Consider the following 20,683-nt stretch of genomic DNA (forward strand, 5'->3'; position numbering starts at 1 on the left):
AAGTTATCTTGATATATTATAAATATATTAAATACTTTTCACAAGATTTCAATCAAAATAGCTATGAGAATTTAAAATTAAGAATTTTTATAAATATTTTAATTACTAATACAATCTTTACTATTTTTAAGCTTCTTTTTAGGATTTGGCAATTCATCAACCATTGCTATTACAATCATACTCAAAAGCTCTTTATCTTCTTTATCAAACAAAACCATCTCATTTTTTGCACCCTTAAAAGGCAATAAAAAAGTAGGTTCATTTAAGTATTTCAACACTGATTTTGTAGGTTTTAATAATAATTGATTATCAAAAATACCACCTATAACCTTATCTTTATAATACAGCATATATTCACTAAACATATATTTATATCTTATATTCAATCCATCAAATAAGTCTAAAACATACTCCAAATAATCCTTACTTGTAGCCATCAAAACTCCTTTAATAATTTAAATATAAAAATATCATACTAAATTATTTTTATTTTTAAAGCCTAAGGTTTAAATACCTTAAGCTTTAAACAAATTAGAATGTATATCTAATAACTGCATTTACTTCATAGTCTTTTTTGAACTTACTTCCGAAGCTCTTTTCTACGCCTAAATTAATTCTTAGATTATCATTTACTTTATAGCTACCACCTACACTTGCAAATCCGTGATTATTACTATTTAACTTGGTTTTAGCTTTTGCATCAATTCCATTTACGATATTGTTGATTACTATATCAGCTTCTTGTTTTTTCGCATTAACTACAGCACCAACTCCAGCTCTAAATACAAAGTCTTTATGCTCTATACCTGTATAAACTTGAGGCTTAATCATAATTGGCGTAAATGATTTAACACTTATTGTATTAGCCTTGCTCTTAGCTTCATATTTACCTACACGACCAGTGATTATTTCTAAGCTTGGCTCTACATAAGCTTTTTCATTAATCTTAGCTCTATATCCACCTTCAACGCTTAATAATACAGAGTTTTGTTTTTTAAACTCTACGCCAGTCTTTTTAAAGCTTGTATTTGCATATTTTAAAACGCTATCAACAAATAAACCATTATTATGGATATAACTTCCATATACACCAATATTAAAGCCATTTGCCTTAGTATCAGCATTAACTTTATCAAATCCTATCATCGCACCAGTTATCACATCAGCATCACTTAAATTACTCATCTTATCAGCACCAAATTGAGTTGAGTAGAAATTAATATGATTGCTACTATCGCTAAATCTTCCGCCATAAGCTCTAAACCAAGTTCCAATATCAGAATTTAATCCCCTAATCTCACCTAAACGCTTGTTCATATTATTAATTTGCACATTAAACGCACCTAGAGCATTGCTTGTGATATTTGATTTTTCATTATCAATTACTTTTGTTGCTATTGCATTTGCTGCTGTTTGAACTTTTGCTTTTGTAGTAGCGTCTAATTTATTTGCATTAAATGTAGCTAAATCACTAACTCCGCTATCTACTAGGATAGTTACAAGTTCATTTACTTTATCTTTTGCCATATTTCCTAGATTACCTAGATTTTTTACTATTTCTTCTGTTTGTTTGATTAGTTGCTCTTTTTTAACTTCTTCAGGAGATTTCTCTGGGACAGCTGGTGTGCTTACATCAGGTTTGATTGGTTTAGTAGCTTCATCTTTTTTGCTATCTTCTTCACCTTTATTTGCATCTTCTTTATTTGTATCTTCTTTGCTTGATTCTGGCTCTTTAACTTCTTCTTTTTTATCTTCAGTTTTTGGAGCTTCATCAACTTTTGGAGTATCTTCAGCTTTTAAACCATCTTCTTTACTTGCTTCATCTTTTTGATTTTCATCTACTTGACCTTCTTTCTTCGGCTCATCAGGGTCTTTTGTATCTACTGATTGGTCTTTATTTTCTGTGCCACTTGATTGGTCTTTATTTTCTGTGCCACTTTCAGTTCCGGTTGATTGGTCTTTATTTTCTGTGCCACTTGATTGGTCTTTATTTTCTGTGCCACTTTCAGTTCCGGTTGATTGGTCTTTATTTTCTGTGCCACTTTCAGTTCCGGTTGATTGGTCTTTATTTTCTGTGCCACTTTCAGTTCCGGTTGATTGGTCTTTATTTTCAGTTCCGGTTGAGTTTGAAGGTGATGAATTTATACCTTGTAAGTTTGTTTCCTTTGAATTTACTAATTGTGTGTTTTGATTTGAAGTTTGTAGCTCATCAGCAATTAAGCCTTGAGAGAAAATTAATGCACTAGCTGCAAGAGATAACTTTAAAATACCCCCCCCCAGCAACAGGTTTGTTACGTTTTTTCATTGTGTCTCCTTTGAATAAATTTGCACGAGAACTATATATTTAATTTATTAAATAAAACTTAAACATATACAAATTATGATTTTTTAAATTATATTTTATTCATAAAATTTTTCTTAAAATCCCTAGTTACAATACTTTCTTAATATTTCAAAATATTAATAAAAATTAATTTATATATTAAAAGCTAAAGAAAATAAAAATTAACTTTATCTAAAAAGACAATAACACAAAAATACATATTTTAAATTCTAAATTAATTATAAAACACACAATTTTTAAATATTTTTATACTAAATAATTTATTTAAAATATATTTTTAATTATATTTAACACGAAAAATTGTGCTAAATATAATTTATTTTGTATTATTTTTTCATCTCTATTGCGCGTTTTAGCATTTGATCGGCTGTTGTGATACTCTTAGCGTTTGCTTCATAAGCCTTTTGAAAAATAATCACTTGAGTAAGCTCCGTGCCTAAATCCACATTGCTTTGCTCTAAATAATTTGATTTGATTTTATATGAGTTTATTACATTACCATTTGCGTCGGTAAAAAATATAGGATTTCCACTATCAGGAGTAGTGCTGAACTCATTTTCTCCATTTTTATGTAAGCCTTGCTCATTTACGAAATTAAACACTGCAAACTTAGCTACAGCTTGAGATTTACCATTAGTAAAATTAGCTAATATATTGCCCCTTTCATCAATAGCGTAATCTTTTAAAACTCCTGCTGGATAGCCGTTTGCTTCTACATAACGCTCTATTTTTGCATTATCAATACAAGTTAATCCATCATATCCACCCTTACCATCAACTCTTGGGCTTCCTAGATTTAGATTTATTCCATCTATTTGATTTAATTCATTTGTATTTAATGAACCATCGGTATTAAAAATAATATTCCCACTAGCTTCACTAATAGTATTTCCTTGAGTATCTTTTAAAATAGCAGTAGCTTTAAAATTAAGCTTATCAATAGCTTGTATTTGCAAATCAATTTTTCTAATATTTCCATTCGCATCATAAGTTGCTATATCAAATTTATTATTAGCACCTACATTAATAGTCTTTACTTGCCTTGCACTAAAGCTATTTACATTCCCGCTAATTGTCTTTTCTAAATTCCCAAACTCATCAGCAAATGCTTCTATAGTATCGCTTCCATCTCCCCTATCAACTTCTAATAAAATTCTAGCATTAGGCTCAAGATTACTTGCTTTAAAAGTGCTTTTATTATTATCAATTTCTAATTCAATATTATCAAGATTTATATACTTATCTTCTTCATGAAAAGCATTGCTAAGATTTGCTTTAATATTTACATTTGTAGTTGCTACTGCATTCATAAAAAGTGTTCTTGGCAATGTTATAGGAGTTTGTGCGTTTGGTGCGTTTAGTTTAATATCTAAATCATTATTAGATATTGTAAAACCAGCATTTGAACTAACTTTTCCAAACATTTCTTTAATATTTTCACTCATAGCACTCGCATTAAATCCAGCATTCATAGTCCCTAGCACAAATCTTCCAAAACTATCAACCAAATTAAAATCGCTATCAATATTAAAAGCCCCATTTCTAGTATAATAAGTATTACCATCGTAATCTTTTATGCCATAAAATCCCTTGCCTTCAAGTGCTACATCAAAGGTATTTTGACTAGAAACTAATGCTCCTTGTTTTTGAGAAAAAGTTGAGCTTAAACCACTTGCAGCAAGTCCGACTTGATTTGCCCCAAAATTATTTAAGCCACCAACATCATTGCCTGTTTGATAAAATATGTCTTTAAATTCAGGCATAGCAGCCTTGTAGCCAACGGTGTTTATGTTTGAAATGTTATTAGCTAATAAATCCATTCCAAAACTATGAGTTTTTACCCCACTAACCCCGTTATAAAATGAACGCATCATAGTTTTTCATCCTGAAATTGTGCTATATCATCAAAGCTAATTTTAATACCAGAAGCGTTTAAATAAGCCTTACCATCTTCAAAAGTAACCCCATCAACCTTAAAATAACCGCTAGGAATTTGAACTATATTTCCATGTTCATCTTCATATTGAGCTACGAATTTAAAATCACCCTTCTCTCTAATAGTTCCATCTTCATATCTAGTATCCCAAATAAAATTATTATTACCTTTTTGAATAATGTCTTTATTGACTTTAATTGCGTCAATTTGCTCTTTATTTGAGTTAAATACACCTATTACTACATCATTTGGAGCACCATTTGGAAAGTATAAGTTAAACGGCAAATCAACAGCCTTACCATCGTGAGTAAAGGTATCTTTTTTAAGTACAGCCATTTTACCAACTGCATTAATCATACCAATTCCTACACTATTGCTAAGTAATTCCATTCTCTTAGCTAATTCATCCATAGTTTTATTGGTTTTTTCTTGAGTTTCAAGAGCTGCTAGTTGGCTTGTTTGAGTTAGCATTTTATCACTATCCATTGGACTTGTTGGGTCTTGATGCTTTAATTCTTCAAGCAATAATCTCATAAAAGCTTCTTGAGAAATCTTAGAATTTGGATTAGTTCCATCAGCTTCTTTTAAGGCTTTTGCATCTGCTTCTTGCTTTTTTACATCACTTGTATGAATGGTATTATCAAGACTAAAGCCCTCTGATTTTTGCTTATCAGAAAGTGTATTAGCATTTTGTGCAGCGATACTTGTATTAACACTCATAGCAGTATTATTCATAGGTGAAATTGCCATTTTCTATCCTTGTTTAAAAATATTTTTACTTATATAGCAAAGTGTGTTCCATATTTAAATATTTTTTGGCAAAATGCGAAAAAAGGAGCAAAAATGTTAGGAAAAATCATAAAAGAGCACGAAGAAGAATTATTCTCATTATACAAATTAAACTCATCAAGCAATCACGATTTAGCAAGACTTATAAATAATGATTTAAAAGAACTTGGCTTAGAAATAAATGATATGAATTTCAATTCATATTTATTAAGAATTATTGAGCTAAATACTACAAATTATGAAAATACTTGCAAAAAAAATAATATAAACTTAGCAAAAGCAAAAGATTTAGCATATAAAAGAGTTAAAGAATTTTACGAGCAAAGACATATAAAAATCATTGAAAAATTAAGCCCTTGTTTAGATAAATTTTATGTAGATTTATTAAATCTAGTGCATAAAATCGGTCTTGTTTTTAATAGTATTCAGCCTAAATGGGATAAGGCAATTGAAAAAAATAATGAATTTTTTAAAAGTTTAGAAAATCCTTATGAGTTTATAAAAAATAATAAGCTTTATTATCTTGATGAAAATGATGAAATAGCTACTAGGATTTATGCAATAGCAATTAATTTGGATACTAAACCAGAGCTTTTACCATATTCTTTATATTTTGAAGAAGAATTTAAAAAGATTGATGAATACTTTAATGAGTTTTTTAAATTAAATCATAAAAATGAAGCATATATAAAATATCTTAAAGCCTTGCAAAATGCTTTAATGAGTAAAGAGCTTAGCCTAAAGCCTTGGCAAAATGCTGAAATAGCTTGGATGGGGGCAAAAGACTTCATTCAAGTTGGGCATTTTTTAGAATATTACGAAGACGCTTTTACTCATTCAGTAGCACTTGAGTGGGATATTAGAATTGATGATAATTATGATTTTAATAGTGAAAGTTTTGTTAATAAGATGAAAAATAGCTTAAATAAAGCTTATAAAAACGCTAATATAACTAATCAAAACGCATTAAATCTAAGCCTAGCTAATTTAGACAAAATTGAACTTCATATTAGCAAACCTATACTTTATTATGGAGCAGAATTAAATGGCTTATTTTCAGCTCAAGTTGTGCCAAATGATGAATTTGTATCAGCAAATTATGGCAAAAAAATATTTGCATTTTTAGATTTTGTCTATAAAAAAACAAAATCAAAACCAAGAACAATGCTAAATCAAAAAGTATTTGATAAAGCCTTTAACGACTACAATAAAAGCGTATTAAATGATGAGTTTTTATGGAAAAAGATTTATGAGATTAGCACCATTGGACACGAAGCAGGACATATTTTCTTTATAGGTAACGATACAGAAAGCTTAATGAATACTAATGGAGTATTTAAAAATATTGAAGAATTTAAAGCAAGTGCTGGTGGGATATATGATTTTTGCAATCATTTTGATGAAAAATACAAAAAGGCCTTATTAGCAAATATAACAAGTAGAGCAGTATCTTTAATGGCTTATAAAAGCACTAAAGAAATAGAGCCTTATTATTGTGAAGGTTTGATATTTTTAGCAATATTATTTAAAAGCAAGGTTTTAAGCTTTTCAAATGATACTTTATTAAGCGTTGATTTAGAAAAATTTGAAGATTTTCAAAAGGAATTTTTAAATGTATATAACGAACTTGCAAAAACTTATCTTAAAAAAGAAAATGCAAATAATTTTTTAAAAGATTATGCAGTGTTAAAGGATTTAGAATACATTAGCACAAATAAAGATTTAGTAAAACTTGGCGATGAATATAGAAAATTATATGATGAATTTGCCAATGTTTTAATCAAGGAGAACGAATGAGTAATACCCTAATAATAGTAGAATCACCAAGCAAAGCTAAAACAATTTCAAGATTTGTAGGTAGTGAATATAGCGTAATTGCGTCTAAAGGTCATATTAGGGATTTGCCTAAAAATAAATTAGGAATTGATATAGAAGATGGACATTTTAAACCTAATTATGAAATCAGTAAAACTCACTCAAGCATAGTAAAAGAATTAAAAAGCCTTAGCAAAGGTGCTAAAGTCTTACTAGCAACCGATGAAGATAGAGAAGGAGAAGCAATTGCATATCATCTAGCAAATATCTTAGGCGGAGATGTTTTAGGCTATGATAGAATAGTTTTTCACGAAATTACAAAAGACGCTATTTTAAACGCTATTAAACACCCAAGAAAAATAGATTTAAATAGCGTAAATGCTCAACAAGCTAGGCGTATGCTAGATAGAATTGTGGGCTTTAAATTAAGTGGCTTATTATCAAGCAAGGTAGCAAGCAAACTTAGTGCTGGTAGGGTTCAAAGTGCGGCTTTAAGATTAATTATCTTAAAAGAGCGAGAAATAAGAAATTTCGTAAGCATTGAGTATTATGAGCTTGATACTAAGTTTAAAACAGATTTAGAAGTAGAATTAATAGAATTTGATAACAAGAAATTATCAAAAACAAGCATTACTGAAAAAGCCTTAGCCGAAGAAATCCTAAAACACATTACAAGCTCGGATTTTATCGTAGATGAAATCAGTATAAAAGAGCGTAAAGATAGTCCAAAGCCACCTTTTATGACTTCTACTTTACAACAAGCTGCTAGTTCTAAATTAGGTTTTTCTCCTAAAAAAACTATGATGTTAGCACAGACTTTATATGAAGGCGTTCAAACTCACGCAGGATTTATGGGTGCAATTACTTATATGAGAACTGATAGCTTAAACTTAAGCGAAGAAGCAATAAAATCAGCAAGAGAGCAAATCGCAAAAGACTATGGCAAAGAATATTTACCGACTAAAGCAAGAGTTTATGAGACTAAAAGCAAAGGCGCTCAAGAAGCTCACGAAGCTATTCGTGTAACTAATGTTAGCTTTACTCCCAAAATTGCTAAAGAATATTTAAAGGCTGATGAATATAAATTGTATAAATTAATTTATGATAGATTTTTAATGACCCAAATGGCTGATGCGAAGATAGAAAACAATACAATTTATATCACAAGTAATAAGGCGAAGTTTAAACTAAGTGGAAGAAGAGTGCTTTTTGATGGACATTTAAGATTGAATGATGATGCTAGTGGAGATAAGATTTTACCTGCTTTAAATAAAGGCGATAAAATGACTTTACAAAGTTCAAAAATAAAGACCTTACACACAGAGCCACCTGCAAGATATAACGAAGCAAGTCTTATTAAGCAACTTGAAGAATTAGGCATAGGTCGTCCTAGCACTTACGCACCTACAACAAGCCTTTTAATTGATAGAGATTATGTGAAGTTAGAGAAAAAACAACTAATCCCTACAGAAAAAGGCGAAAAAATCATAGAATTTTTAGAAGAACATTTTATGCAAATAGTAGATGCGAAATTTACTAGCAATATGGAAGAGCGTTTAGATGAGATTGCAACTCATGGGCGTGATTTAGATGAAGTTTTAAATGAATTTTATGAGCCATTCATTACTAAAATCAACGATGGAAAAACAAGTATTCAAAGTCAAAAACAAGTAGAAAAACTAGGAGAAAATTGCCCTGATTGTGGTAAAGAATTGCTAATTCGTGAAGGCAAATTCGGTAAATTCGTAGCTTGTAGTGGTTATCCAAAATGCAAATATTCAAGGAATTTAAATGATACAAAAACCGAAAACAAAGAAGAAAAACCTAAAAAAGAATTAGTAAAACTAGATGTCCCTTGCCCTAAATGTGGTAGCGATTTGGTGCAAAGATTTTCTAAAAGGGGTGCATTTTATGGGTGCAGTTCTTATCCTAAATGTAATTTCATTAGCTCATACCCACTAGCTAAAGAAAAATGCGCTAATTGTGGCGGAATAATGATTATAAAAGAACTTAAAAAAGGCACATTTATAGAGTGCTTAGATTGTAAAACAAAAATAGAAAAATAATAAAAGAATTTGTAATTAATCCTAATTACAAATTCTATTTTAATTTACTTAAAAGCTCCATTGCTAGAATGTGCTTGCATATAGCGTAATATTCTATCCTTTTGCTCGTCAGTAATTTTTGCATTCATTTGCATTGCTCCTAAATAAGCGTCCCATTCATCAATTGCGTGTTCGCTTGGAGCGTGTGCTGCGTGACAACTCGTGCAAGAATCATAATAAAACACCTCAACACCTTCAAAAGCAGCGTCTTTATCAGTAGTTAAAGAGCTTGATTTTACCCAAAAGCTCATTTCAGGCTTAGCGTTTTTACTCTCTAAATAGACAAATTCCGCATTTTTATTAAATGCTAATTTATCTCCTACAACTTCTCCACTAATGCTAACCTTAGCTAAATCTCCCTTAGTTTCAATTAGCTTAACCATAGTTCCTTCATAAATCGTTCCGATTTGCTTTTGATTTTCATCTAGCATTGTCGCTTTTTCATCTAAGATAAATCTAATATCTTTAGCAAATTCTTGCTTTTTTGTCTCAACTTTTGCAGGAGTTGGTAAAAATATTTGCTGATAATCAGGCTTATATGCAAAAGCACTTAAAGTAATTAATGATAATCCTATAATTTTTCTCATTTTACGCTCCTATAATTGTTGGTGGTGTTGTGTTTTTATATGGTTTAACAGCTTCATTTTTATCAAGTTTTCTAATCGCTACTAAGCAAGTATTTACGCTTGTTGCTTGTGCCATTTGAGAAGTTGGGCGAGATGAAGTCAGCACATTTACATGACCTTGATTGCATCTTGAATTATCTTTATCATCTTCAGGGTCATACCAAGCACCCTCTTGAATAGCTACAACGCCACTTCTAATATCATCACTTACAAATGCACCAGCTAATAATCTACCACGATTATTATATACTTCTACCACTTCGCCGTGCTTAATACCAAGCTTTTTAGCATCTTCAGTATTAATTACTACAGGCTCACGACCTTGGATTTTGTAAAGCTCTCTTACCCAAGTATTATCAAGTTGAGAATGAATTCTATATCTTGGGTGTGGGCTTAATAAATGGAATGGATATTTTTTGCTTAATTCTTGATTTCCTAAATATTCAGCCGGTTCAAACCAAGTTATATGACCTTTAAAATCAGGTAAATCATAATCAGCAAATTTTTGTGAATAGATTTGGAATTTTCCACTTTCTGTTGCTAATTTATTATTCACTGGGTCTTTTCTAAAATCAGCGTGGCGAACAAATTCATAAGCTTCTTTTGGAATTTCAAAATGAAGTGAGCCTTTCTCCCAAAACTCATCAAATTCCATTTCATTTATACAATCACTCTTCTCATAAAAACTTCTTATCCATTCTAAATGGTCTTTCTTGCCACCACTAAACTTAGCCAATTCTCTTTCGCCAAATCTTTTTGCTAATTCATAGAAAACATCGTAATCATTGCGGCTTTCATACACAGGCTCGATTACTTTTTTCATAGCATATACCCAATCTTGCGAATATGAACCACCAAAACTTATATCATCACGCTCAAGTGTTGTTGTAGCTGGGATTACTATATCAGCCATTTTTGCCATCGGCGTCCACCAAGGCTCATGAACAACTATTGTTTCAAGTTGTCTTAAAGCATGAATTAATTCATTAGTATTTGGATGATGACCTAAAACACTAGCACCTGCTACATAAAACATTTTAATCTCTGGATATGTAAAGGTTTTGCCTTTAAAATTAATAGTTTTATTTGGATTTAGGATAGCTTCGCTTACACGACTTGCAGGGATATTTATATTTACGCTATTTTTTCCTTGTGGTAATCCAACAGGAAGTAACGCTCCACTAAACGCTCCACCAGCCGAGCAATAATGCATAGAAAAGCCAAATCCACCACCAGGCAGTCCAACTTGACCAATCATACAAGCTAAAGTTATGATAGCCCAGTCAGCTTGTTCGCCGTGATGTGCTCTTTGATTTGCCCAGTTACCTGCTAAAAATGTTCTTTTACTAACGAATAAATCGCATAATTCTTTAATCTTAGTCGCATCAATTCCACAAATCTTAGCCGCCCATTCAGGAGTTTTTTCTACTCCATCGGTTTTACCTAGTAAATATGGTAAAAACTTATCAAATCCATCTGTGTATTTAGCTATAAATTCTTTATCGTATTTTCCACTTGTATATAAATAATGGCACATTCCAAGTATCATTGCAACATCGGTATTTGGGACGATTTTTATCCATTCAGCCTTTGTAATTTCTGCCGCTTTTGTATATTGTGGGTCAATGTTAATAAACTTTATATTACTAGCTGCGTATTTTTTAAGCCAACCATCATTCTCACGATTAGCTACCTTAAAATCTATTTGATTATCCTTGTAAATATCACAACCCCACATTACATAAACTTCGCAGTTTTTAATCATTTGCTCGTAATTTGTCTGCAAACTATAAACTTCTAAATCCCCTGCTATAGCGGTATTTACTTTACCCGCTGCTCCGTTACTATACTCTCCATCAGTGCCTATTGCTCCACCTAAAACGGTGTTAAAAAATCTACCTGCAACTGCGTTACAATTATGAAGTAAGCCAACATGACCCCATCCACCATAACTTGCGTTAAAGATATTTTCAGGTTTTGTAGCTTTAAGCTTTTTATATAATAAATCAAGCACTACATCCCAACTAACACGAACGAAAGGCTCACGACCCCTTAAATCAGGGCGATTTTTACCTTCTAAAAAACTTTTTCTAACACTTGGATATTTTACCCTTGTATCTGAATATGTTCTATCTATGATAGCTTTAGTGATTACGCTTGGGTTTTTATCACTTTCGTGTGGGATAAGATTGATTATTTTTCCTTCGCTATTTACTTCGGCTGTAAATGCACCAAAATGTGTAGCGTGTGGGATTTGCTTGATATCATAAAAGTTTGTATCAGCATTTAAAGGACAAGTAATCGCACTAGCTGTAATTGCTGAACCTTTAAGAAATGTTCTTCTTGAAATTGCCATAATTTCTCCTTTTTAAAATATAAAGCAAACATTTTATATAGTAAGTATTATCATAAAGTTATAAGGTATTTTTAGTCTTCTTTGAATAATTAGAATTTGAAATTCTAAAGCTATATTTTTATCACTAAGAATGAAAACTAATAAATATTTAAGATTTTAAATATTTATTTAATTTTTATAAATTAATATTTTATCTACTAGAACAATATTTAAAGTATTTTAAATATAACTAAATTACTATTAGAAAACTTGTAATATTTAAGAAATTTATTGCGAAAAATTTAGCAAAAATTGTTGCAAAATTATCATTTTTTAAGCTTTCTTTTTTCATTTTATAAATATAATACCTTGATTTATATCAATTTTTTAGCATTAATAAAAATCAAGCAACTTTTTAAGGATTTCATATGAATAAGACCATAAGAATGTCATTACTAGCATTTACGATAATTAGTTCAGTTCAAGCAGCAAGTTTTAATAATGGAACTTTGACTATTGATAAGTTAAACGACGAATATAATAATATTAAAGAAACAAACATAAGCAAAATTTCTTTTACCAATGGAACAAATGCTGAAACCACTAACTTTACTATGAGCGGTGGTGGGGACTTTCATCCTTTAGATAGTTTTAACGGAAGTTTTTATAACTTTACTATAAATAGTCAAGGATATTCATCTACAATGTTTAACAAAGAACAAAGAAGCACTTTGTGGATGAATTATAAAAGCTCCATGACAGTAAAAAATGATTTAACCGTAAATGGGGATTTAAATAACCCTTCAAATACTGAAGAAAAAGATTTAGGAAGTAAAGATGGCATTTATATGGAAAATCTAAATGCAACACTACTTGTAGAAGGCAATCTAATAGGTAATAACACTTATCTAGTAAATGACAAAGGAGCAAAATTTACAGTAAAAGGTAATACGAAATTAGAAAATACATTTTTACAAAACAAATGGGGAGAAATGACATTAAATACCTTAGAAGGTAATGGCTCTTCTAATTCTAAGCTAGAAAATAAAGCCGGTAATCTAAACGCTGAAACTATTTCATCTACAACTATTAATAGCAAAGGCGGAACTCTAACTTCTAAAAATATCAATAATAATTCTATCATCAATAGCGAAACTGGTGGAACTATTAATGTTACAAATGAAATTAATGGCTCAGAAGTTAATGGCAAAGGTGGAAAACTAACTGCAGGAAGTATTACCAATAATTCTACAATAACAAGCACGAGTGGAACTATTAATGTTACAAATGAAATTAATAATTCAACAATAAATGGCACAAGTGGAAATATTACTGCGGGAAATATCACAAATAAATCTACTATCAATAGTAAAGGTGCGACTATTAAAGTAAATAGCAATATTGACAATTCAACAATTGAAGGCGATAGTGGAACTTTAACTGCGGGAAATATCACAAATAAATCTACAATTAATAGTAAAGGTGCAAATATAACTGCTGATAATATTACTGCTAATTCAATTATAAATAGTGAAAGTGGTGGGAATTTAAGTGTTACAAATAATATTGACAATTCAACTATTAAAAATAATGGTGGGACTATTGATGTTAAAAATGATGTAGTAGGTTCTACAATTGATGGAACTAGCGGGACTTTAAAGGTAGCAAACAATATAGATAGCTCAACTATCAATAGTGATGGTGCTACAATCCAAGTTAAAAATGTTACAAATAACTCAATTATTAATAGTAATACAGATGGTAATTTAACTATATCAGGCGATGTTATAGGCTCAACTATTAATAGTAATGCTAATGGAAAATTAAGCGTTAATAATGTTAAAGATAACTCAACTATAAATAGCAAAGGTGGGACTTTAACTACAAAAGAAGTTAATAATTCAACTATTATAAGCGATAGTGGGGCTTTAAATATTAATGGCAATACAAGTGGCAATACCATTACTCACAATGGTGGGAGTGTAATATTAGGTGACGCAACTAATGAAACTACCGGCACTAATAATACAATTAATATCAATTCAGCTGGCTTTAATATAAATTCTAATTTATCAAATGGCACGATAAATACAAAAGGCAGTGGTGTTGCTAATTTCACAAAAGACAATACAACCATAACAGGCACTAAAATCATAGGAGATAATCCTTCAAGCATTAATGTAATGATTGGTCAAGATAAAACTCTCACATTAAAAAATGCTAATGCTACCAATTCTTATTTTGGACAGACTACAGGTAGTGTTACCGGTGGTCTTACAATAAGTGGTGGTAATTATGAGAATGTTATTTTAGGACAAGGTGGTGGAGGAGCAACTATACAAAAACTAACTATCACAGATAATGCAAATATAAGTGGGGATAGAATAAACGCTGATAATCTTACAATAAAGAAAAGCTCTGTAACTACTAGCGGAAATATTAGCACCAATACAAATATCACAATTGATGGTTCAAATGTTGATTTTAAACACATAGTTGTGGGTAAGCCAAATTCAACTATTGATATTACTAATTCAAATATTACTTCAAACAACACTACAGATGGTGGTATTTGGTCTACTCAAAGTGGAAATAAAATAAATATAACCAATTCTAAGCTAGATTTAGTAACCTTAAAAAGTGGTAGCGATATAACAATTAAGGATAATAAAACCGATAAAGCCTTAATGTCAAAAACAGAAGTAACATCAACTCAAGGCGGTGTAACTTTAGATAATACAGATAGTAATGCAAAGAACATAAATGGTAAAAATATCAATATTACTAACAATTCAAATATACTTTCTGGAACACTTAAAGCTAATGAAAATGTAAATATTAATAATAACTCAAATATCCAATCGGGTAAAATCATAGCTGAAAGCGGAAACATTACGCTAGATAGTTCAAACACAAGCGAAAACGCTAATTTAGAAAGTAAATTTAATAATGTTACTTATAAAGGCAAGTCTAATATACAAGGCAATACCATAGCAGGAGCTGATATCATCATTGAAAGTGGTGCAAATGTAAGCAAAGGAACTCACAAAGCTACTAATATTAAATTAAATCAAAACGGAAATATAAGTGGCTCATCAGAGCTAAACGCTACAAATCAAGCCGACATTGGTGGCAATGTAAGTGGTGGTAAAATCACTGCAAATAACACTATAAACATTAATTCTGGTGGTAATGTAAGTAGCGGAGAATTAAATGCAAATGATATATATGTTAAATCAGGTAGCAATGTAAATGGTGGAGTATTTACTAGCACAAATTCTATTAATATTGGAGAATTAGGTAAAGACAAAACTAATGTTAGTGGTGGAGAATTTACAAGTAATTATTTTAAATCTACTAATGCAAGTGTTAGTGGTGCAAATATCAATACAGACGGAGCTTATTTTCAAAACTCAACTTATAATGGAAATAGCTTTAAATCAACTGGCAATGTAGATATAGAAAATAATAGCGAAATTAATTCAGCCCTTGATATAGGTGGTGATGCAAAAATATCTTATGGAAGTAAGCTAAATGCAGATATTATAAATGTTAAAAATATAGACATTTATGAAACAAATACAATAATCAATGCCAATATAAATGCAAGTGGATTTTTAAATATGTATAGTGATGCTACCTTAAATGCAGATAAAACAATCAAAGCAAATAGTGCAAGAATAGGAAGTGGAAATATAAAAGGTATTTTAGATATAGATGATAGTGTGGATTTATTAAATGCAAATGTAGAAAAAACTGCAACAATTAAGGCAAATAATAAAATCCAAGCATATTGGGGGACTATAAACGGAGAATTAGAATCTAAAAATAGTGATATACTCTTAGGATATGGAGCTAAGTCAGATGAAAATGCTAAGTTTATAACAAATAGTGGAAGCGTTATTTTAAGTAATAAAATGCTTATGGATAACGCTCCTGTAACAGATACTCAAGATACCAATATAAAAGGGGCAATTAATGCTAATAAATTGCTTGTAAAAGATGGTGCTACATTAAATGCTAATTCTACAATAACTACTACAGCAGAATTTGAAAGCAAAGCTATTTTAGGAGAAAGTGGTGTTGTAAATGCTAATAGCGTTACTTTAAACGATAGTAGCACTAAAACAAACTCACAAATCAATGCTATTAATGATATACAAGTAAATAATGGCTCAACTATACAAGGTGGCTTAAAAGCTAAAGATATAACGATTGATAATTCAAAAACAGAAAATGCTACCATAAATGCTAATACAATAACCTTACAAAACAAAAGCGTAATCAACGAAGGCACAAAGCTTAGCACAAATACTAATGGTGGTAAAATCATAATAGATGGAAAAGATACAAAAGTATTAGCGTCAATTGAAGATACTGATAATTTAGAAGTAAGAAATCAAGCTACACTTAGTGGTAATGTAAATATCAAAAGCACTACTACTATAAAAGACGCTAATTTATCGGGAAATCTAACTTCTAATGAAGTTAATTTCATTAATTCTAAATTAGACAATTCAAAAGAAACTACAATCAAAGCTAATAAAACATTATTACAATTAGCTCAAGATATGCTTTTAGAAAAATTAAACATTCAAAATAAAGATGCTAATAAAAATAATGATGTTAGAATTGATGGGAATTTAAAAATTGCTAATTCTAAGATTAGTAATTCTAATATAAATGCAGCAAGTATAGATGATACATTAAATCTTAAAAATGTAGATTTAGCTAATGCAAATATAGGCAATGATACTAGCAAACGCTTAAATGATTTAACTTTAGATGATGTTAAATTTACTGGAGATACTATCAGTGCTAAAAATACTAATATCTTAAATACACAAGAAGCTAAAGGAATTAATGCTAATTTAATTAAAGCTGATGAGAAATTAAGCATTACAAATTCTAAAAATATAAAAACAAATACTCTAAATGCAAAAAATACTGATATAAGTTCATCTAGCGTAACTTTAAATAATGGTAATTCTAGTGATTTTTCAGCTACTAAACAATCAGTTGTAAATGTTTTAGGAGAATTATTTACAAATAAAGCCTTAATAGATTGCTCTACTACTAATGATGGTTTAATTAAAGGAACTAATTTAGTTACCGTGCAAAATGGTTCTATTGTTAATTCTAATATTAATAGTAGCGGTAGAGTAGATATAATAGGTGGTGGCTCTTGTGCTAATAACACAACTACTACAATTAATAAAGCAATAGAAACCAATGAATTAGTAGCTAGAAGAGGTGCAGTGATTAATGCAGGTAGTAATTTTAACAATGCTACAATTGATAATGCTACTATAAAAGGAGATTTAACTAGCAAAAATCCTAGTGGAACGCTACTAATTGCAAATGGGGCTGAAGTTAATGGCGGAAATATTAATGTAGCAGGTAATATAATCTTAAGCAATGACGCTCAAAATCTAGGAGAGCATAATGGAATTAGTCCAGAGCCACCTGCTGCTAATAAGAAAACTACCATTAACTCTACTATAAAAAATGCTAATGATATTACTTTAGGAAAAGATACAACGATAAATGCAGATATTAATAAAGCTAATAATATTACAGCTACAAATGCTACATTGAACTCAAGTAATGTAAATGCTAATAATCTTAATGCTAATAATTCTCAAATAGGTAAAGATGATAAGAGTTCTAATATTATCTTGCAAGGAATGGCAAATATAGCAAATAGCGTAATTGATGCGACAATTAATGCTATAAAAGATATTGTTGTAACTTCAGATGATAAGAATAATCCAAGCAAGATTAATTCTAAACTAACTTCAAAAGAAAATATCACAATCAAAGGAAGCGAGCCTACGCAAGTTAATGCTGATTTAAAAGCAGATAAAAATATCAATGTAACTAATGCAACTATAAAAGATAATACGAATTTAAATGCAAATAATGATATTAATTTAAACAACACTAAATCAAATAATATTAAAGCTACTTCAAATTCTGGGAATATTACTATTAGTGGTGGAGAGTTTAAAGGAAAAGACGCAATAATCACTGCAAATAATGGAAAAACCACATTAACTAATAATGCTAAAGTTTGCTCTAGCATTGATACTAAGGATTTGGATTTAAATAACAAAGCTAGTATTTGTAGCGATGATACAACTCCTGTTACAATCACTAGCACAGGCTTAAGCAATATTGATGGTAAAAATGGTGTTAATATAGGCAAAAATGTTACATTTAATGCGAATAATTTGGATATTAAAAATATTGATGATAAGTCTAAATTAGACGCTAAATTAAATGCTAGTGGGGAATTTAAAGTAAGTAATTCAACTTTAAAAAATGATATAAGCGTTAAAGGAAATAAAGCTTGTTTTAAACCAGATAGCACGACAACTCTTAAAGGAAAAGTAGAAGTAGATTGCCTAGATTCTAATCAAACTACATTTGATGGCGAAGTTATAGCTAAGAATGTAAAAGATAATGGCTCACAATTTAACAATAAAACTACAATAGATGGTGGGACAAATGATTTAAATAATTCAACATTTAATGATGATTTAACACTAAAAGGCAAAGGCAATACTAAATTAAGCAATGCTTCTATGAAAGATTTAGTAAATGAAGCTATTAAAGTGGTATTAGATAATATTAAATCATTTAATAATATTACAAATCAAAATGGCGGAGATTTAAGCATTAATAATACTGATAAAATCGCTGGAACAAGTATTAAAAATAATGGGGATAAATCTAAATTAGACTTTAATAATATAGGCGAATTAGCAACCAAAATTACAAATGATGATGGCGGTATTTTAAGTCTTACAAATGTTAAAAATGTAAGCGAAGATATTACAAATAATTCAGAATTGAATGTAAATAATTCTATTATTAATGCTGCTATTAAATATGACAATAATAAGTGTGGGACATTAAAAACTAGCAATGGAATTTATAATAACAATGTAGAACAATGCAATATAAATGCGAACTTAAATAATACCTTTAATAAAGATATTTTAGTGCATAATCATTCAGAGATTTCAGGTAATTTCACTGCAAACACATTTAAAACAAATACGCTAAATGCTGATAATGCCTTCATAGAAATTACAGGAACTAAACCTATATCAAGCATTGATGATTTGGCTACAAATACTTATGATAAGACAAGCGATTTAAAAAATAGCACTTATACAATCAAAAATTCAACAATAAGAGCTACTAATACAAATAGCAATGGCATAGGTGGAATTAGAGCTGATAATTTAATAGTGGATAATTCACACATTCAAGCACAAGTTGTAACTAATACTCTAAATGCTAATAATTCTAAGTTTTATATTTATGGTGGTGGAATTGATACTAGTTTAGAAGATAAATTCAGTGGTCCTATTATAGTAAATAAAGAAGCTTTAGGAGAAAATAACGAAATCGTTTTATACAATACGAACTTAAGTAAGTTAATAAATACAAGAGTTCCTATTGCTATTGTAAATGGTAAAAAAGAAGATAATGAAAAAGATAAAGCTTACTTTAAAGTAACTTATAAAACCGTTTTAGCTACTTATAATACTAAGGTTTTAAGCTTTGATGAAATAGGTAAAGATGGAGTATGGAGTTTAGGTTTAACAGATAAAGAACCAATAATTAATAAAGATAGCATTAGGTCTAATTTAGAAATAGATAAAGAAGCTTTAAAAGGTTTTGGTAAGGTTAGTGCTGATGATAAGGATTTATTGACTTTAGAATATCTTGACCCAGCTGTTACAAGTGCGATTAAAAACATAATGTATACACCATATTATGTTGCTAGATATTATATTGATGATAATGACTTAAGATTTAATTACTTAAGAAATGATGATAAAAATAAAGGTTTTTGGATAAATTCTGATTATGGTTATTTTGAAACAGATTCAAATAATTTAAAAGGTAGCAGAGTTAATGTAGGAGTAGATAATAAAGTATCTTTAAAAAATCTTGATGTAGCTTATGGTATAAAAGCTTCTAAAGCAAAACTAAAAGCTAATAAAGCATTAAGCACTGATGTTGGAATAACTGGCATTGGACTTTATGCTAGCACGAATTTTAATTCGGGATTTTTCGTTGATTATGACTTAAATTTACTAACTTTAAAGGGTAATTATAAGAGTGATTTAGCGATGATAAATACTACAAGATATGATAATTTATGGCAAGCAAAAGTTAAAGTAGGACAAAGATTTGGCTCTGATTATTATGTAGAACCTAATGTTAAATTAATAGCTACTCGCTATCCAAAAGTAAATATTGATGGAGCAGTATTAGGAATTCAAACAGAACAAGCAGCTCAATATACTGCAAAAGCAGGTATTAAAGCTGGTGCTAAAATCAATGATAAAGTAGGTTTAAATACTGAATTTGCTTATATTAAAGACTTAAACGAAAGTCCAAGTAATAGTGCTAATGATGGTATGACTTATTATTTTGAAAGGGTTCAAGATAGAGGATTTGAAATCAAATTCGGAGCTGATTATAAACCTAGTGCTAATACTAACATTAATTTAGATTTTGCTAAGAGCATTACAAATCACTTTAATAATAACTACAATATAAACTTAGGATTTTCTTATAATTTTTAAAATCAAGCAAGGCTTTTTTAAGTCTTGTTTGATTTATCTTCAATCAACAATGCTTTTAATATTTTTAACTTATAAAAATTTTTATCTTTTCTAAATTCTATAAATAAAAAGGATTTTTAAAAGA

The 20,683-nt window shown here is 29.6% G+C and carries 9 protein-coding genes; 3 read left to right on the plus strand and 6 right to left on the minus strand.

What is annotated here, in order from left to right:
* Positions 1-98: 98 nt before the first annotated feature.
* The 4 genes from KJQ97_RS02610 to KJQ97_RS02625 all read right to left on the minus strand — a co-directional run bounded on the left by KJQ97_RS02610 (position 99) and on the right by KJQ97_RS02625 (position 5,030).
* Positions 99-437 carry a TfoX/Sxy family protein gene (locus KJQ97_RS02610; protein ID WP_214119868.1) on the minus strand — a complete coding sequence of 113 codons (339 nt, stop codon included), beginning with the start codon at positions 435-437 and terminating at the stop codon, positions 99-101.
* A gap of 94 nt (positions 438-531) precedes the next feature.
* On the minus strand, positions 532-2,283 hold the full coding sequence (locus tag KJQ97_RS02615) for an autotransporter outer membrane beta-barrel domain-containing protein (protein ID WP_214119869.1): 1,752 nt from the start codon (positions 2,281-2,283) through the stop codon (positions 532-534).
* Between the two features lie 387 nt (positions 2,284-2,670).
* Positions 2,671-4,218 carry a flagellar hook-basal body complex protein gene (locus KJQ97_RS02620; protein WP_214115776.1) on the minus strand — a complete coding sequence of 516 codons (1,548 nt, stop codon included), beginning with the start codon at positions 4,216-4,218 and terminating at the stop codon, positions 2,671-2,673.
* On the minus strand, positions 4,215-5,030 hold the full coding sequence (locus KJQ97_RS02625) for a flagellar hook capping FlgD N-terminal domain-containing protein (RefSeq protein WP_214115777.1): 816 nt from the start codon (positions 5,028-5,030) through the stop codon (positions 4,215-4,217). Before KJQ97_RS02625 ends, KJQ97_RS02620 begins: the two co-directional genes overlap by 4 nt.
* A 93-nt stretch (positions 5,031-5,123) precedes the next feature.
* Between KJQ97_RS02625 and ciaB the strand changes: the two genes are divergently transcribed.
* Together ciaB and topA are read left to right on the plus strand one after the other, a co-directional pair.
* Positions 5,124-6,866: an invasion protein CiaB gene (gene ciaB / locus KJQ97_RS02630; RefSeq protein WP_214119870.1), complete on the plus strand. Its 1,743-nt coding sequence runs from the start codon at positions 5,124-5,126 to the stop codon at positions 6,864-6,866.
* Positions 6,863-8,950, plus strand: coding sequence for a type I DNA topoisomerase (gene topA, locus KJQ97_RS02635; protein ID WP_214119871.1), 2,088 nt, complete (start codon positions 6,863-6,865; stop codon positions 8,948-8,950). The genes ciaB and topA overlap by 4 nt, the downstream gene beginning before the upstream one ends.
* Before the next feature lie 44 nt (positions 8,951-8,994).
* On the opposite strand, the gene KJQ97_RS02640 is transcribed toward topA, so the two are convergent.
* Together KJQ97_RS02640 and KJQ97_RS02645 are read right to left on the minus strand one after the other, a co-directional pair.
* Entirely contained in the window at positions 8,995-9,576 is a 582-nt protein-coding gene (locus KJQ97_RS02640; RefSeq protein WP_214119872.1) for a hypothetical protein, read from the minus strand.
* Between the two features lies 1 nt (position 9,577).
* A complete protein-coding gene (locus tag KJQ97_RS02645) occupies positions 9,578-11,971 on the minus strand; it encodes a molybdopterin-dependent oxidoreductase (RefSeq protein WP_214119873.1) in 2,394 nt (797 codons plus the stop codon).
* Positions 11,972-12,378: 407 nt separating this feature from the next.
* Between KJQ97_RS02645 and KJQ97_RS02650 the strand changes: the two genes are divergently transcribed.
* Positions 12,379-20,559 (plus strand): autotransporter adhesin family protein, encoded by an 8,181-nt coding sequence (locus KJQ97_RS02650; RefSeq protein ID WP_214119874.1) that lies wholly within the window; start codon positions 12,379-12,381, stop codon positions 20,557-20,559.
* Positions 20,560-20,683: the final 124 nt, after the last annotated feature.

Origin of the sequence: Campylobacter sp. 2018MI01 (genome assembly GCF_018501205.1) — a bacterium.
Lineage (GTDB): Bacteria > Campylobacterota > Campylobacteria > Campylobacterales > Campylobacteraceae > Campylobacter_E.

Bases quoted from the DNA above. Each gene is read 5' to 3' on its own strand.
- KJQ97_RS02610 (WP_214119868.1), bottom strand. From the start codon at position 437: ATGGCTACAAGTAAGGATTATTTGGAGTATGTTTTAGACTTATTTGAT.
- KJQ97_RS02620 (WP_214115776.1), bottom strand. From the start codon at position 4,218: ATGATGCGTTCATTTTATAACGGGGTTAGTGGGGTAAAAACTCATAGT.
- KJQ97_RS02625 (WP_214115777.1), bottom strand. From the start codon at position 5,030: ATGGCAATTTCACCTATGAATAATACTGCTATGAGTGTTAATACAAGT.
- ciaB (WP_214119870.1), top strand. From the start codon at position 5,124: ATGTTAGGAAAAATCATAAAAGAGCACGAAGAAGAATTATTCTCATTA.
- topA (WP_214119871.1), top strand. From the start codon at position 6,863: ATGAGTAATACCCTAATAATAGTAGAATCACCAAGCAAAGCTAAAACA.
- KJQ97_RS02640 (WP_214119872.1), bottom strand. From the start codon at position 9,576: ATGAGAAAAATTATAGGATTATCATTAATTACTTTAAGTGCTTTTGCA.
- KJQ97_RS02645 (WP_214119873.1), bottom strand. From the start codon at position 11,971: ATGGCAATTTCAAGAAGAACATTTCTTAAAGGTTCAGCAATTACAGCT.
- KJQ97_RS02650 (WP_214119874.1), top strand. From the start codon at position 12,379: ATGAATAAGACCATAAGAATGTCATTACTAGCATTTACGATAATTAGT.